Origin of the sequence: Pseudomonas fluorescens (assembly GCF_000730425.1) — a bacterium.
GTDB classification, from domain to species: domain Bacteria; phylum Pseudomonadota; class Gammaproteobacteria; order Pseudomonadales; family Pseudomonadaceae; genus Aquipseudomonas; species Aquipseudomonas fluorescens_X.
Genome location: NZ_CP008896.1, coordinates 561885 through 577299 on the forward strand (window position 1 = coordinate 561885; position 15415 = coordinate 577299).

Consider the following 15415-nt stretch of genomic DNA (forward strand, 5'->3'; position numbering starts at 1 on the left):
CCAAGAGTCTCGGTCACGGGACGGTGCCGTGTCTTTGTGCCCCCGCACAGCGATCCATCCATTGCGCTGTGCCTTTGAACAATCGCGTAATGCAGCGCTTTCAAGGAATTTAGCCCCATGTTCGAACTCGATCATGACCTGGCGCAGGATATCGTCAATCGCACGATGGCCATTTTGCCCTATAACGTCAACGTCATGGACAGCCAGGGCCTGATCCTCGGCAGCGGCGAGCCGGAGCGGATCAACACCCGCCATGAAGGCGCGCAATTGGTGCTGGCCAACGGGCGTGTGGTGGAAATCGACAGCCAGACCGCCAAGCACCTCAAGGGCGTGGCGCCGGGGATCAATCTGCCGTTGCTGCATGACCAGCGCTTGATCGGGGTGCTGGGCATCAGCGGTGAACCGCAACGACTGCGCACCTATGCCGAACTGGTGCGCATGACTGCCGAGATGCTGGTCAGCCAACGGCATCAACAGGCAGAGCAACAATGGCGGCGCCAACGCTGTGATGATCTGCTGGCGTTGCTGCTGGCCGAGAGCGGCGAATCGCCGCGCCTGGTGGACGAGGCCCAGCAACTGGGGCTCAAGCCGCAGTTACCGCGCACCCCTTATTTGTTTGAACTGGGCCTGGGCCAGACCGCCGAAGCACTGGCAGGCTGGCTGGCCTCCCGTTACCCGGACAGTTGGTGCGTCAGCTGCGCACCGTTTTCGCTGCTGTGGTGCCGCCCGGCGTCGGTGCAGGTCGACAACCCGCGGCTGCTGGAAAAACTCGAGGCTTCGGGCTGGAGCATCCTGCGGGTGGCCGTGGGCGGCCAGGCAGATGGCTTGGCCGGGCTGCGCCGCTGCTATCGGCGCGTGGCGGACTTGCTCGCCTATGGCCGCGATGTACTGCCCCAGTTGCGTCTGCTGACCCTCAACCGCTACCGGTTGCCGGTGATGCTCTGGCGCCATCGCAACGACGATGCCCTCGACGAACTGCTCAACCCGTTGCGCAAGGTCCTGGCCAAGGACAGCAACGGACAGTTGCAGGCCACGCTGCGCAGTTGGTGTGAGCACGACGGGCAAAGCCAGGCCTGCGCCGATGCCCTGGGCATCCACCGCAACAGCCTGCGCTACCGCATGGAGCGCATTGCCGAATTGAGCGGCGTCGACCCGCTGACCCTCGATGGCATGCTCGCGCTGTACTTGGGCGTGCAACTGCTGCCCCAAACCCCGTAGAAGCCGGCAAGCCGGCTCCTGCAAGGTAGGGGCTTTTGTAGAAGTGAACAACAAACCCCAGCCACGCTTGTGCATCGGACAGGCGTCATTGCCGGTGCCAACTGGCAGCATGGGCGTCATAAAAATCGGAGAAAGCCCATGAAAGTCATCATTGCCCCCGACTCGTTCAAGGACAGCCTGAGTGCCGAAGGCGTGGCCCAGGCCATTGCCCAAGGGCTGGCCCAGGTCTGGCCCGATGCCGAACTGATCCAGTGCCCGATGGCGGATGGCGGTGAAGGCACGGTGGAGTCGGTCCTCGCCGCCTGCCACGGCCAATTGCGCAGCCATACCGTGCAAGGCCCGTTGGGCGGCACCGTCGAGGCGCGCTGGGGGTGGTTGGCCGAGAGTGCCACGGCCATTATCGAAATGGCCGAAGCCAGTGGCCTGCAACGGGTCCCGCCGGGGCAGCGCGATGCCTGTTCCAGCAGCACCTTCGGCACCGGTGAGCTGATCCGCGCCGCCCTGGACGCTGGCGCCCGGCGGATCATTCTGGCGATTGGCGGCAGTGCCACCAATGACGGCGGCGCCGGTGCCATGCAGGCCCTGGGCGTACAACTGCTCGACGCCCAAGGCACCAGCCTGGCGCGCGGTGGCCTGGCGCTCGCGAACCTTGCCCGCATCAATCTTGAACCGTTGGACCCACGGCTGGCCCAGGTGCGCTTCGACATCGCCGCCGATGTCAATAACCCCCTGTGTGGCCCCCACGGGGCCTCGGCGATTTTCGGCCCGCAAAAAGGGGCCAATCCACAGCAAGTGGCGCAACTGGATCAGGCCCTGGGACACTTCGCCGACCATTGCGCCGCAGTCTTGCCCCGGGACGTGCGCGACGAACCGGGCAGCGGCGCGGCGGGTGGCCTGGGCTTTGCCGCCAAGGCCTTCCTCGGCGCACAGTTCCGCCCAGGTGTGGAGGTGGTCGCCGAACTGGTGGGCCTGGAAAACGCCGTGCGTGGTGCCGACCTGGTGATTACCGGTGAAGGCCGCTTCGACGCCCAGACCCTGCGTGGCAAAACCCCGTTTGGCGTGGCGCGGGTCGCCAGGCAGCATGGGGTTCCCGTTATCGTGATCGCCGGAACGCTGGGTGAGGGCTACGAGGAGATGTACGCCCATGGCGTCGACGCCGCGTTCGCCTTGCCTGGCGGCCCGATGACCCTGGAACAGGCCTGTAGCGAAGCGCCGAGGCTGTTGCGTGAGCGGGCGGCGGACATTGCGCGGGTGTGGCGTTTGGGCGCGGGATGACAGCGCTTGTTATCACCGCCTACACTGATCGGCCACTTGTCTTTCAAAGGATGAAACACAATGCCTGCACCTGACGCCAAGATCGTGATCCAGCGTTTTGCCGAAAGCCACCTCGAAGGCATGCAGGCGCTCTATAACGACCCAGCCGTGTGCCGTCAGGTGTTGCAGATGCCTTTCCAGTCACTGGAGGTCTGGCGCAAGCGCCTGGCAGATACCAATGAGCGATTGCTCAGGCTGGTGGCGGTGCAGGCGGGCGAGGTGATTGGCAGTTGCACTCTGGAGCAGTATGCGCGCAGTCGTCAAAGCCATGTCGGCGGTATCGGCATGGGGGTGGCGGTGGCTTGGCAGGGCAAGGGTGTTGGCACCCAACTGCTGGGCGCGGCACTGGAGGTGGCCGACAACTGGATGAACCTGCACCGGGTGGAACTGACGGTGTATGTCGACAACGAGCCGGCCCAGGCGTTGTACCGCAAGTTCGGTTTCGAGACTGAAGGCCGGCTGCGCGATTATGCCGTGCGAGATGGCACATTTGTCGACGCCCTGAGCATGGCGCGCTTGCGTCAGACTGCCTGATCGCCCAGGGCAAACGCCACCGCAGCCTGGGCGTGCAGTTCGGTAGTGTCGAGCAACGGCAGGTGGCTGTGTTCGGGCCTGACCAGCAGGCCAATCTCGGTACAGCCCAGGACAATGGCCTGGGCGCCACGGGCCGCGAGGTTCGCGATGGCCTGTTGGTAGACCTGGCGCGATGCATCGCTGATCACGCCGACGCACAATTCTTCATAAATGATCCGGTGTACGGCGCGGCGCTCGTCGGCATCGGGCACCAGTACGGTCAAGCCCTGGGCCGCCAGGCGCGTCTTGAGAAAGTCCTGTTCCATGGTAAACGCCGTACCCAGCAGGCCGACGGTCAGGGTATTGGCCTTGACCGCCGCCGCGCCCGCCGCATCGCCGATGTGCAGGAACGGCAGCGATACGGCGGCCTCGATCTGCGCGGCCACCCGATGCATGGTGTTGGTACACAGCACGATGCAGTCGGCGCCCCCGGCTTGCAGACGGCGCGCGGCGTCCTGCAGGATCAGCGCCGCGTCGTCCCAGCGCCCGGCGTGCTGGGCCTGCTCCACCGGGCCGAAGTCGACGCTGTACAGCAGGATTTGCGCCGAGCGCAGCGGCCCCAAGCGGTCGCGCACCTGTTGGTTGATGATCCGGTAGTACTCGGCGCTGGACTCCCAGCTCATGCCGCCGATAAGGCCGATGGTGCGCATGCGAACTCCTCAAGCTGTTGGGCGAAAGCCACACCTTACCCAACACACGGGCGTTAGTCATACCGCGCCGCTGCACGATGCCCATTTCCCGGCTGCGCAGTTGCGCAACCTGATTTCATGATGCATGGGCATCGCCGCACATCCAATGTGGGAGCAAGCCCCCACAAAAGACCAACATCGGCCTTCAGACCTCTACGTTGCCCCAGCCCGGCTTGGCTTCCTCAGGCGCTACGGCGTTGACCTGCTTGCCCGTCGCCAGCTCGACCCGTCGTGCCACCTCAGGGTCGTCGGCAAACGGAATCAGGCTGGCTTCATCCAGCTCTGTCCCCGATTGTCCCCGCAAGCAGTACTCCACGGCGCCATACAGGCAGATCACCGCCGCCAGGTTAAAAATGACTTCCCACATCAGGCGATCTGCGCATCACGGTGCGCCACCTTCAAGTCTGCGACCCGCACGGTGCGCCAGGTGTTGTAGGCCATCAGCAGCATGCCGCCGAGGAAGAACACGCCGCCGGCAAATCGCACGACAAACCCAGGGTGGCTGGCCTGCAAGGCTTCGACAAACGAATAGGTGAGGGTGCCGTCATCGTTGACTGCCCGCCACATCAGGCCCTGGGTGATGCCGTTGACCCACATCGAGGCGATGTACAGCACCGTGCCGATGGTTGCCAGCCAGAAGTGCAGGTTGATCAGTGGCACGCTGTGCATCTGCTCGCGGCCGAAGACTTTCGGGATCATGTGGTACAGCGAGCCAAAGGTGATCATCGCCACCCAGCCCAGGGCGCCTGCGTGGACGTGGCCGATGGTCCAGTCGGTGTAGTGGGACAGGGCGTTGACCGTCTTGATCGCCATCATCGGCCCTTCAAAGGTCGACATGCCGTAGAACGCCAACGACAACACCAGGAACCGCAGGATCGGGTCGGTGCGCAATTTGTGCCAGGCCCCCGAGAGGGTCATCATGCCGTTGATCATCCCGCCCCAGCTGGGGGCCAGCAGGATCAGCGACATGGCCATGCCCAACGATTGTGCCCAGTCCGGCAGCGCCGTGTAGTGCAAATGGTGGGGGCCGGCCCAGATGTACAGGGTGATCAGCGCCCAGAAGTGCACGATAGACAGGCGATAGGAATACACCGGTCGCCCGACTTGCTTGGGCACGAAGTAATACATCATCCCCAAAAAGCCGGTGGTCAGGAAAAACCCCACCGCGTTGTGCCCGTACCACCACTGCACCATGGCGTCGGTAGCGCCGGAATACACTGGGTAGGACTTGAACCAGTCCACCGGGATCGACAGGTGGTTGACCACGTGCAGCATGGCGATCACCACGATGAACGCGCCGAAGAACCAGTTGCCGACATAGATATGTTGAGTCTTGCGCTGCACCACGGTGGTGAAGAACACGATGGCGTAGGCCACCCACACCACGGTCATCCACACCGCGCCGGAAAATTCGATCTCGGCGTATTCCTTGGTGGTGGTGTAGCCCAGGGGCAGCGTGACCAGCATGATCACGATCACTGACTGCCAACCCCAGAACGTGAAGGCGGCAAGCCAGTCGGAGTACAGGCGCACCTGGCAGGTGCGTTGTACCGCGTAGTAGCTGGCGGCAAATTGCGCGCTGCCGGCAAAGCCGAAAATCACCAGGCTGGTGTGCAGCGGCCGCAAGCGGCCAAAGGTGGTCCACGGCAAGTCCAGGTTCATGTCTGGCCACACCAGTTGCGAGGCGATCCACACCCCCATGGCCATGCCGATGACGCCCCACACCACGGTGGCAATGACGAATTGGCGGACAACCTTATAGTTATAGGCCTGCCCGGTTGATGCTGTGCTCATGGTCAGTCTTCCACGGTTTCAAGTCCCGGGCACTGTAGGAAATCCATGAAAAACAAAACAGGCTCAGAAAAATGACATTAATGCGGATCAGAGTTAGCCCCTTAAAACATGGTGTATTCACAGGCTGATATGGTTTTTTAGTTTTTAGCTGAATCTGTAACGCCTTGAGCCGTAGGTGCATAGTCGCCTCCATAGAAACCGCCGCCGTCGAGCGCGGTCAGCCATGATGAGGTAGCGAGATGTATCGGTACGATGAGTACGACCGGGCCCTGGTCTTCGAGCGTGTGGCGCAGTTTCGTGATCAGGTCGAACGGTTTGTCGCCGGTGACCTGAGCGAAGAAGAATTCCTGCCGCTGCGCCTGCAAAACGGCCTGTACCTGCAAAAGCATGCCTACATGCTGCGGGTGGCGATTCCCTACGGCACCCTCGATGCCCGGCAGTTGCGCACCCTGGCGAGCATCGCGCGGGATTACGACCGCGGCTACGGCCACTTCACCACGCGCCAGAACATGCAGTTCAACTGGATCGAGTTGCAGCAGGTGCCTGACATCCTCCAGCGCCTGGCTGAAGTCGACATGCATGCGATCCAGACCTCCGGCAATTGTGTGCGCAACATCACCACCGAAGCCTTTGCCGGGGTGGCTGCCGACGAGTGGCTGGACCCGCGCCCGCTGGCGGAAATCTTGCGGCAATGGTCGACCATCAACCCCGAATTCCTGTTCTTGCCGCGCAAGTTCAAGATCGCCATCTGCTCGGCGCGCCAGGATCGGGCGGCGATCATGATGCATGACATCGGCCTTTATCTTTATCAGGAGGCGGGCGGCCAGATGCTGCTGCGCGTGCTGGTGGGCGGCGGCCTGGGACGCACGCCGATCCTCGGCCTGCAGATCCGCGATGGCTTGCCCTGGCAGCATCTGCTGTCGTATGTCGAGGCGGTATTGCGCGTGTATAACCGCCATGGCCGGCGCGATAACAAGTACAAGGCGCGGATCAAGATCCTGGTCAAGGCCCTGGGCATCGAGGCGTTTTCCCGGGAAGTGGAGCAGGAGTGGCAGCACCTGCGCGATGGCCCGGCGCAACTGACCGAGGATGAGTACCAGCGCGTGGCCGCAGCCTTTGTGCCACCGCCCTATCAGGCACTGCCCGATACCGACCTGGACTATGGCACGCAGATGGCCGAGAGCCCGGCGTTCGCGCGCTGGGTGACACGCAATGTGCAGCCCCACAAAGTGCCGGGCTATACCAATGTGGTGCTGTCGACCAAACCGGGGATTGCCGCGCCGCCGGGTGATGTGACGGCCGGGCAGATGGATGCCGTGGCCCAGTGGGCCGAGCAGTTCGGCTTTGGCGAAATACGTATCGCCCATGAGCAGAATATCGTGCTGCCGGACGTGCCCAAGGCGCGGCTGCATGCCTTGTGGTCCCAGGCCTGTGAGCAGGGCCTGGGCAGCGCCAATGTCGGTTTGCTGACCGATATCATCGCCTGCCCCGGCGGTGACTTCTGCGCCTTGGCCAATGCCAAGTCGATTCCTATCGCCCAGGCGATCCAGCAGCGCTTCGACAACCTCGATTACCTGCATGACCTGGGCGACATCAGCCTGAACATCTCCGGCTGCATCAATGCCTGTGGGCATCATCACATCGGCAACATCGGGATTCTCGGTGTCGATAAAAACGCCAGCGAGTGGTACCAGATCACCCTGGGAGGCGCCCAGGGCAAGGCCAGTGCGCTGGGCAAGGTGATTGGCCCGTCATTCAGCGCCGCCGAGATGCCTGATGTGATCTCACGCTTGATCGCGACCTACGTCCGCTACCGGGAGAGCGACGAACCCTTTATCGATACCGTGCAGCGCATTGGCCTGGAGCCGTTCAAGGAACGGGTGTATGGCAACGTGGTGCAATCGGCATGAACAATCTGTTGAGCCTGGAACAGGGCGTGGCCCGTATCAAGCAGGATGATCCCTGGACCCTGGTGCGCGACGCCGATGCTCCGCTGCCCGATGGCGCACTGATCCTGCCGCTGGACCTGTGGCTGAGCCGCCGGATTGCGTCAGACCCGCCCCGGGACGCGGTGTGGCTCGGTCCGGATGACGACGTGCAACACCTGCAACCGTGGCTTGCGGTATTGCCGCTGATTGCCCTGGACTTTCCCAGCTTTCGCGATGGCCGTGCCTACAGCCAGGCCTACCTGCTGCGCACGCGCATGGGCTGGCAGGGTGAGCTGCGGGCGGTGGGGGATGTGCTGCGTGACCAGCTCAGCCATATGCGCCAGTGTGGTTTCGATGGGTTTGCCGTGCGCGAGGACAAATCGGTTGTCGACGCGCTCAAGGGCCTGGCAGGCATGAGCGTGAGTTATGGTCGCTCGGTGATTGAGCCCAGGCCGCTGTTTCGCCGACGCTAGCCCCGGCATCGCCGGTGCCAGGCGGTTATTTCAAGGCCGGGTCGGCGGGATTGAGTTTTTTCCAGCCCTGCATCACCTCCTGCGCCTTGGGTTCCTGGCCGTTCTCCAGGTAGTACTGGATCAGCGACAAGCGCGCATTACGGTTATACGGTTGGCGCTTGAGCAGGTCTTCCAACTGCTGGCAGGCCTTGTCGACTTGACCGCCGTCGTGCAATGCCACCGCCAGCACAAAGCTGTACTGCCCGTTGCCCGGCTCCAGGCGGGCGGCCTCGCGCAAGTGCGCCAGCGCCGGCGGCGTATTGCCTTGGCGAATCAGCATCAACCCTTGTGTGTGTTGCAGCAGCGCCGCCTCGGGGTGTTGCTTGAGGCTGTCGGCCACCAGGCGCCGGGCTTCCTCGCTACGGCCGTTGGCTTCCAGCCACTGCGCCAGGGTGACCAGGGCCGGGTGGAAGTCCGGGTCGCGCAGCAGCGCCGTGCGCAGTTGGGCTTCGACCTGTGCGGCGCGGCCACTTCCCTGGTACAGCATGGCCAGGTTGAGGTTGGCTTCGGCGCGTTCCTGCAGGCTCAGTTGCACGTTTTCGTATTCACGGATGGCCTGTTCCCAGGCCGGGCCCAGGCCTTGAGCCGCGACGCTGAGCAGGTCCCGCGCGGCGAGGATGCGCACTGCCCGCACCGGGTCCTTGAGCAGAGGACCGTACAGCGCGACGCGCTCGGCAGGCGGCAGGAAGGCGCTGACCGCCCGCAGAGCACTCTCGCGCACCTGTGGGGCAGGGTGCCCCAGGTCTTTGGTCGCCAGCTTCAAGGCCTGTTCGCTCGGGTAGTTGGGCAACTCGGCCAGTAGCGTGGCACGTTGAATCTGCGGCAGGTTACTGCGCGCCAACTGTTCATACAGCGCTTGTGCAGCACCCGGCTGGCCGCCGCGAATCAGTGCCAGGCTTTCGTCGTAGCGCGGGGCCTGGAGTGCCTGGCTTTTGTCCCACAGTTTGAATTGCGCGGTGACGTTGTCGCCGGCCTTGCCCTGGTGGCAGGTCAGGCAGGCATCCGGGGTGCCGAGCCTGGCAGCGCGCTCGGGGTTGGGAATGCTGAAGCTGTGGTCATGGCGAAAGTCATTGCCCATGTAGAACTTGCCGGGCATATGGCAATCGACGCAAAACGACCCGGGTTGCCCGGCAACGTGGCGCGTGTGCTGCGGCGCTTCATAGTTCTTGGCCTGCAACCCGCGGCCATCTACCGAGGTCACAGCGGCCTTGCCCGCCGTGTTGTGGCATTGCAGGCACACGCCATTGCCGGGGGCCTTCAGTTGGTTGCTATGGGGGTTGTGGCAGTCGGTACAGCGCACGCCCTTGTCGGCCATCTTGCTCTGGGCGAAGGAGCCGTGTTCGAACACCTCGTCCTTGATCTTGCCGTCCAGGGCATACAGCTCGCGGGTCAGTATGCTGGGCAGGTAGTCGTCCATCAGGCGCTTGCCAACGGTATAACCGTCACCCAATGGCGCGCGGCGGGCATGGCAGCGGGCGCAGGTTTTGAGTTCGACGGTGGCGTCCTTGTCCTTGAGGTCCACTGTGAAACCGGCATGCAGCAAGTCGCTTTTTTTCGCCGCCCACTCAAGGTGATTGGACGCCGGGCCATGGCAGGCCTGGCAGCCAACGCCAAGGCTGTTCCATTGGCTGTCGAAGGTGTTCCTGGCGGCATCGAAATTGCGTTTATAGCCGGTGGTGTGACATTCCACGCACATGAAATTGGCGTTCTGGCTCGGTTTGCTCCAGTGCAGTGGGTTCTTGAAGTTCACCCCTTGGCCGGGGTAGAGGTGAAACCAGCGATGTTTCTCGGTATCCCAGGCCACGCCCAGGGCCTGTAAGCGTCCGTCGCCGACATCGATCAGGTACTGCTGCAAAGGGGCGATGCCGAAGGTGTAGGCCACCTTGAAATCGGCGGCCTTGCCATCGACGCCCGGGGTATTGACCCAGAACTCATCACCCCGGCGAAAGAACCGGGTGGTTTCACCTTCGCCCTGGAACACGGCATTGTTGAAGTCCGCCGGCACTGTTGCCGGCGTTGCCTCCTGCATTGCCAGTTGATGGTGCGAACCTTGCCAGTCCTTGGCCTGGGGCTCGTGGCAGCCCTGGCACTGTTGCTCGTCCACCCAGCGCGCAGGCGGCATTGCGGGCGGTTTGGCAACCACGGCCACAGGCCCGGGCGCCGGTGGCGGCAGCCTGGGGGTACTGGCCTGGAGGAACAGCCAGATCCCAGCCATCGCCAGCAACAAAACGGCAATCAACAATGGGTAGAGATAACGACGGGGTGAATCACGGTGGGTAACCTTGGGCATGCGACTTCCGATGTCCGGTGCATTGACGCTCTGCGGCGTGCTTAAGCTGTGTGCAGCTTCGACGCAGCTTAGGTGCCTGTCAAATGGATGCTGTGAAATAAGCCGCACTTGTGCGCAACCGGCAGGTTATTTCCCAAGACTTGGCTATACCTGTAACTTCACGTTTCGACGATAAACGCCAAGGAGTTACGCCATGAAGCTAGGGCTAATGATCAGCACACTGTGCATTGCCTCACTCGGGGTCGCCGGGTGTGCGAGTAAAGTCCCCCAGCCAGATGAGTATTCGGGTTTTCTTTCGGACTACAGCCAATTGCGCGAAGCCAAGTCGCCGTCTGGGGCAGAGGTGATGCGCTGGGTGGATCCCAGGCTGAATCTGAACCGCTATACCTCGGTGTTTATCGAGCCGACGCAGTTCTTCCCCAAGCCCCAGGCCACGGCGCAGATCCCCGAAGACACCTTGCGCAGCATCAATGAGTACTACAACCAGGCGCTCAAGCGCGAGCTGGTCAAGTCACTGCCACTGGCCAGTGCGCCAGGCCCGGGGGTGATTGTGGTGCGGGCGGCGATTACTGCCGTCAGCCGCAAGACCGAAAGCCTCAAGCCCTATGAGTACATTCCTGTCGCCCTGGTGGCGGCGGCAGTCAGCACCGGCACCGGGATTCGCGACCAGGAAACCACCCTGGGCACCGAAGCGCAGTTTCTCGATGGCGATAGCGGCCGGGTGATTGCCCAGGTCGTGCGCAAAGGCACCGGCAAACCCCTGGAAAACGACACCCAGGTCATGAAAGCCGCCGACGTGAAGGCGGTGATGGATGGTTGGGCGGCGGACCTGCATCAGTCCTACGTCAAACTCAAGGCCAAATAACCCACCCCTGTGGGAGCTGGCAAGCCAGCTCCCACACATCAGTCGCCGACAAACCAGCGGTAATAGGGGTTGGCGCCATCTTCCTGCAACACTTGCCGGATATCCCGGGCCCAGGCTGCACGATCACCGTCGTAGGCATGCAGGCTGGCGCGGTAGAACTGCATCAGGCGTTGTTGCTCGGCGTCCAGCGTCCGCGAAAATGCCGGGTCGACATTGCGCAACGGTGCGGGCACCCGCAGGTCGAGCAAGGCCGGCAATACCCGTTTGATCTCCTGGCTGCGCACCCAAGGCGCATATTCGATACGCGGTTGATCATCGGTGACCGCCAGAGCCTGCCCGGCAAACCGTTCCAGTCCCTGGCGATCGGTAACCCAGGTGGCCAGCAAAGTCGCCGCCGAATCAATGCCTACCTCGGCCAGGGCACTGTGCACCGGGGCTTGTGCAAAGCGCTGGCGAATGCGTGCGACGTCCAACTCAAGAGGCTCCAGGGAGCCCACCAACAGCATCTCGTGGAACTCGCTGGTCCACAGCGTGGCATAGGGGAATGCATCGAGAAAGCTGCGCACCAATGATTGCGAGTCTTCGATGTTCTGCGTCGGCAGCGGCAGCCACTGGGCCAGCAGGCCATGTTTCTCCAGGCGGCGGGCGGCCAGTTGGTAGAAGTCGCGCGAATACAGATTGACCACGCCGGCGGCGGAAGGCGGTGGGGGTTCCAGGGTAATCACGTCATAGGTCTGGGGGCTGCGCAGCAGCTCCTGGCGACCATCGCGCAAGCGCACCTGCACGCCGGGGTCGCTGGCGGCGCTGTAGTTGCCCTTGAACAGCGAGGCCGCTTGCACCACCGACGGCAGCAATTCGGCGACGACTCTTTGCTCCAGGCCCGGGTAGCGCAACAGCGCGCCTGCGGTGATACCGGTGCCAAAGCCGATCACCAGCGCCGAACGGGGCTCGCCGTTATGGATCAGCAGCGGCAGCAGGGCCTGGATGCGCATGTAGCGCAGGGAGGGCATGGCATCGCCGGTGTTCGACACGCCCTGGATATACAGGCGCTGAAAAGCCCGCGTGCCTTTGCCCTGGGTCACCACGGCAACCGTCGCGCCGCGGCCTTCCTGGTAAAACCCCAGGCTCCCATTGCGTGCACCGGGCAGCAGGTTGGCCAGGCGATCCTGCGGAGTCAGCAGTGCCACCGCCAATGACAGCAGGCCGAGGGCCGCGACTGCCTGGCGCCGGCCCTTTTTCACCCCATGGCCCCGACGCACGGCGATATAGCCCACCATGCCCGCAATCACCGCCAGCAGGCCGAGGGTGCGCACCAGGCCCAGCCAGGGAATCAGCACAAAACCGCAGAGCATCACCCCGGCAATCCCGCCCAATGTGTTGAATGCCACTACCGCACCCACGTCCCGGCCCACATGCCCGCCGCCGACACTCAGGCGCAATGCCAGGGGAAACGCCGCGCCCAGCAACAGGGTGGGCACAAACACAATACACAGGGCCGCCATCGCAAAGCGCGCACTCATCCCCGGCAGCTCACTGCCACCCAGGCTCAGCACCAACGCCTCGGCCTGGGTTTGCAGGAGCACCAGCCAGCGGCCCAGTACGGCAATTTCCAGCAGCGCCACCAGCCCGGCACCGGCGATCAGCAGGCCGAACACACCCCAAGGATCGCGAATGCGTTCGACCCGTCGCGCCATGAGCTGGCTGCCGATAAACAGCCCGGCCAGATAAGTGGCCAGCACTACCGCAAACGCATAGGTGCGGGTGCTCATGAACTGCACGATCGATTGCGACCAGACCACTTCATAACCCAGGGCCACGCCACCGGCGATGGCATACAGCACCAGCGCCAGGCGCGCCGGCTGCGTCCTGGCCGACACGCTGGCTGGCGTCGCGCGATGGCGCACATACAGCAAGGCGCCGGCGGCGGCCAGCAGGTTGAGCAGGGCGGCCACCAGGGCACTACCGCGCACGCCAAAGGTGGCGATCAGCACAAAGGCAGTGAGCAGGGTGCCGACGATGGCCCCGGCGGTGTTGGCCGCATACAGTCGGCCACCGGCCTGGCCGAGGTCCTTGGCCTGGACGTTGAGGGCGCGCACCAGCACCGGCAGCGTGCCGCCCATCAACAGCGCCGGCAAACCCACCAGGGCGAAGGGCAGGACCCAGGCCAGCAGGCCGATGCGTTGCTCCAGCCAGGCAAACGGGCTGGCGGCCATGCCCAGGGCTAGCGTGGTGCTGACCCCGAGCACCGCGACGAAAATTTCCAGTACGGCATAGAGCAGCAGCGGCCGGGCGAGACGGTCGGCCCAGCGGCCAAACAGCAGGCTACCCAGGGCCAGCCCGGCAAAGAAGGCACTGATCCCGGTGGTGATGGCATAGACCTCGACCCCGACCACCAGCGACAGCTGCTTGATCCAGAGCACCTGGTACACCAGCGCAGCGGCGCCGGAGATAAACAGCAGCAGGGCGGGGACCAGCAGGGTGGACGCCTGGAGTCGGGCCAGGGGGTGGCTGGCAGTGCGTGAAGACATGCGAATAGCCTTATGAAAAACACATTCAAACCGTAGGAGCCGGCTTGCCGGCGATCACGCCCTCAAGCCATATCGCGCTCTTGAGGACGCCATCGCCGGCAAGCCGGCTCCTGCAGGTGTTGGTTAGGGCGCCGCCTTCACCTTCTCGGCAATCTTCGCATCCACCGCCGAACGAATCTGATCGATGCTGAAGCTCGCCGGTTTCTGGCTCGGAGGGTACTCGACAAAGGTTTGGAGGAACTTCGCCGATTTGGTCACGGCTACCGCAACCAGGTAGACGTTTTTCGTGCTCCAGTCGTAATACTGGTCGGAGACGATGTCGGCCCGTTCAAACGGGTCCATGCGCAAGTTGAAGATCTTCGGCACCCGCAGGCATACGAACGGTTCGCTCCACACCGGGAACCCACCGGGAGCGCGCTGTTCGCAGTACACGGCTTTCCAGTTGCCGAAACGTGCCGAAACCAGCACCCCGTCATCATTGAAGTAGTAGAACTCGTCGCGTGCGCCCTTGGGTTGCTGGCCCGTCAGGTACGGCAGTTGGTTGAAACCGTCCAGGTGGACCTTGAAGTTGGTGCCGCCGGCGGTGGGTGCCCAGCCCTTGAGCAGCTTGTCCTTGACCTCGGCATCACCTGCAGCCGCCAGCAGGGTCGGGAACCAGTCCATGCCCGAGAACATTTCGTTGGAGACCTCGGCCGGCTTGATCTTGCCCGGCCAGCGAATCATCGCCGGCACGCGATAGGCACCTTCCCAGTTGGAGTTTTTCTCATTGCGAAACGGCGTGGTCGCCGCATCCGGCCACGAGAACTGGTTCGGCCCGTTATCGGTGGTGTAGACCACGATGGTGTTGTCGGCGATTTTCAGGTCGTCGAGGGTTTGCAGGAGCTTGCCCACGTCACCGTCGTGCTCCAGCATGCCGTCGGCGTACTCGTTGCCGGGCATGCCGCTCTGGCCTTTCATGGATTCACGCACATGGGTGAATAAGTGCATGCGGGTGGTGTTCATCCACACAAAGAACGGTTTGTCGGCCTCGGCCTGTTTCTTGATGAAGGCCTGGGCGGCGGCGGTGGTTTCGTCGTCGATGGTCTCCATGCGCTTGGTGGTCAAGGCGCCGGTGTCTTCGATCTTGCCGTCGGCGAAACTGTGGATCACCCCGCGCGGTGAGTTGGCCTTGACGAAGTCAGGGTCGTCCTTGGGCCAGTAGGGCCGCTCCGGTTCTTCTTCGGCATTGAGGTGGTAGAGGTTGCCGAAGAACTCGTCGAAACCATGGTTGGTCGGCAGGTATTCGTCTTTGTCACCCAAGTGGTTCTTGCCGAACTGGCCGGTGGCATAGCCCAGTGACTTGAGGGCCTGGGCGATGGTGATATCGCGTTTTTGCAGGCCCACCGATGCGCCCGGTGCGCCGACCTTCGACAAGCCAGTGCGCAACGGCGTCTGGCCAGTGATAAAGGATGAGCGCCCGGCGGTGCAACTGTTCTCGGCGTAGTAATCGGTGAACATCATGCCTTCTTTGGCGATGCGGTCGATGTTCGGGGTCTTGTAGCCCACCACGCCCATGGAATAGGCGCTGATGTTGGTTTGCCCGATGTCATCGCCGAATATCACCAGGATATTCGGTTTTTCGGCGGCCAAGGCAGTTGCCCCGGCCCCCATTACTGAAACCGCCACCAAGGCCAGTTTCGGTAGCCACTTGCGTAGGCGAGTCAT

General features: G+C 63.1%; 12 protein-coding genes. 6 read left to right on the plus strand and 6 right to left on the minus strand.

The genetic code is table 11. From position 1 onward, the window contains the following. Nucleotides 1-117: 117 nt before the first annotated feature. From HZ99_RS02355 to HZ99_RS02365, 3 genes are all read left to right on the plus strand, one after another. Nucleotides 118-1218, plus strand: coding sequence for a sugar diacid recognition domain-containing protein (locus HZ99_RS02355; protein ID WP_038441082.1), 1101 nt, complete (start codon nucleotides 118-120; stop codon nucleotides 1216-1218). Between the two features lie 138 nt (nucleotides 1219-1356). Next, the gene (locus tag HZ99_RS02360; protein ID WP_038441085.1) at nucleotides 1357-2493 is read left to right on the plus strand and encodes a glycerate kinase; all 1137 of its coding nucleotides are present in this window, start codon (nucleotides 1357-1359) and stop codon (nucleotides 2491-2493) included. Between the two features lie 60 nt (nucleotides 2494-2553). After that, on the plus strand, nucleotides 2554-3066 hold the full coding sequence (locus tag HZ99_RS02365; protein ID WP_038441086.1) for a GNAT family N-acetyltransferase: 513 nt from the start codon (nucleotides 2554-2556) through the stop codon (nucleotides 3064-3066). On the opposite strand, the gene HZ99_RS02370 is transcribed toward HZ99_RS02365, so the two are convergent. From HZ99_RS02370 to ccoN, 3 genes are all read right to left on the minus strand, one after another. Then, nucleotides 3054-3755 (minus strand): aspartate/glutamate racemase family protein, encoded by a 702-nt coding sequence (locus HZ99_RS02370; RefSeq protein WP_038441088.1) that lies wholly within the window; start codon nucleotides 3753-3755, stop codon nucleotides 3054-3056. The genes HZ99_RS02365 and HZ99_RS02370 overlap by 13 nt on opposite strands. Nucleotides 3756-3939: 184 nt before the next feature. After that, the gene (locus tag HZ99_RS02375; protein ID WP_038441090.1) at nucleotides 3940-4161 is read right to left on the minus strand and encodes a hypothetical protein; all 222 of its coding nucleotides are present in this window, start codon (nucleotides 4159-4161) and stop codon (nucleotides 3940-3942) included. Continuing rightward, nucleotides 4161-5588, minus strand: a complete 1428-nt coding sequence (ccoN, locus tag HZ99_RS02380) for a cytochrome-c oxidase, cbb3-type subunit I (protein ID WP_038441092.1) — start codon at nucleotides 5586-5588, stop codon at nucleotides 4161-4163. The genes HZ99_RS02375 and ccoN overlap by 1 nt, the downstream gene beginning before the upstream one ends. A gap of 239 nt (nucleotides 5589-5827) precedes the next feature. Between ccoN and HZ99_RS02385 the strand changes: the two genes are divergently transcribed. Together HZ99_RS02385 and HZ99_RS02390 are read left to right on the plus strand one after the other, a co-directional pair. Next, the gene (locus HZ99_RS02385) at nucleotides 5828-7498 is read left to right on the plus strand and encodes a nitrite/sulfite reductase (RefSeq protein WP_038441094.1); all 1671 of its coding nucleotides are present in this window, start codon (nucleotides 5828-5830) and stop codon (nucleotides 7496-7498) included. Further along, a complete protein-coding gene (locus HZ99_RS02390; protein WP_038441096.1) occupies nucleotides 7495-7989 on the plus strand; it encodes a DUF934 domain-containing protein in 495 nt (164 codons plus the stop codon). Before HZ99_RS02385 ends, HZ99_RS02390 begins: the two co-directional genes overlap by 4 nt. A 25-nt stretch (nucleotides 7990-8014) precedes the next feature. On the opposite strand, the gene HZ99_RS02395 is transcribed toward HZ99_RS02390, so the two are convergent. Beyond that, the gene (locus HZ99_RS02395) at nucleotides 8015-10318 is read right to left on the minus strand and encodes a tetratricopeptide repeat protein (RefSeq protein WP_038441097.1); all 2304 of its coding nucleotides are present in this window, start codon (nucleotides 10316-10318) and stop codon (nucleotides 8015-8017) included. 193 nt (nucleotides 10319-10511) lie between these two features. Between HZ99_RS02395 and HZ99_RS02400 the strand changes: the two genes are divergently transcribed. Beyond that, a complete protein-coding gene (locus HZ99_RS02400; protein WP_038441099.1) occupies nucleotides 10512-11183 on the plus strand; it encodes a DUF3313 domain-containing protein in 672 nt (223 codons plus the stop codon). Nucleotides 11184-11221: 38 nt separating this feature from the next. Here the strand turns inward: HZ99_RS02400 and HZ99_RS02405 are convergent, their stop codons facing one another. Further along, nucleotides 11222-13711, minus strand: a complete 2490-nt coding sequence (locus HZ99_RS02405; protein ID WP_038441100.1) for a fused MFS/spermidine synthase — start codon at nucleotides 13709-13711, stop codon at nucleotides 11222-11224. Nucleotides 13712-13834: 123 nt separating this feature from the next. Continuing rightward, on the minus strand, nucleotides 13835-15415 hold the full coding sequence (locus HZ99_RS02410; RefSeq protein WP_038441102.1) for an arylsulfatase: 1581 nt from the start codon (nucleotides 15413-15415) through the stop codon (nucleotides 13835-13837).

What these genes read in the sequence shown, in the direction of transcription:
- HZ99_RS02355 (WP_038441082.1), top strand. Translation starts at nt 118, where the DNA reads ATGTTCGAACTCGATCATGACCTGGCGCAGGATATCGTCAATCGCACG.
- HZ99_RS02360 (WP_038441085.1), top strand. Translation starts at nt 1,357, where the DNA reads ATGAAAGTCATCATTGCCCCCGACTCGTTCAAGGACAGCCTGAGTGCC.
- HZ99_RS02365 (WP_038441086.1), top strand. Translation starts at nt 2,554, where the DNA reads ATGCCTGCACCTGACGCCAAGATCGTGATCCAGCGTTTTGCCGAAAGC.
- HZ99_RS02370 (WP_038441088.1), bottom strand. Translation starts at nt 3,755, where the DNA reads ATGCGCACCATCGGCCTTATCGGCGGCATGAGCTGGGAGTCCAGCGCC.
- HZ99_RS02375 (WP_038441090.1), bottom strand. Translation starts at nt 4,161, where the DNA reads ATGTGGGAAGTCATTTTTAACCTGGCGGCGGTGATCTGCCTGTATGGC.
- ccoN (WP_038441092.1), bottom strand. Translation starts at nt 5,588, where the DNA reads ATGAGCACAGCATCAACCGGGCAGGCCTATAACTATAAGGTTGTCCGC.
- HZ99_RS02385 (WP_038441094.1), top strand. Translation starts at nt 5,828, where the DNA reads ATGTATCGGTACGATGAGTACGACCGGGCCCTGGTCTTCGAGCGTGTG.
- HZ99_RS02390 (WP_038441096.1), top strand. Translation starts at nt 7,495, where the DNA reads ATGAACAATCTGTTGAGCCTGGAACAGGGCGTGGCCCGTATCAAGCAG.
- HZ99_RS02395 (WP_038441097.1), bottom strand. Translation starts at nt 10,318, where the DNA reads ATGCCCAAGGTTACCCACCGTGATTCACCCCGTCGTTATCTCTACCCA.
- HZ99_RS02400 (WP_038441099.1), top strand. Translation starts at nt 10,512, where the DNA reads ATGAAGCTAGGGCTAATGATCAGCACACTGTGCATTGCCTCACTCGGG.
- HZ99_RS02405 (WP_038441100.1), bottom strand. Translation starts at nt 13,711, where the DNA reads ATGTCTTCACGCACTGCCAGCCACCCCCTGGCCCGACTCCAGGCGTCC.
- HZ99_RS02410 (WP_038441102.1), bottom strand. Translation starts at nt 15,415, where the DNA reads ATGACTCGCCTACGCAAGTGGCTACCGAAACTGGCCTTGGTGGCGGTT.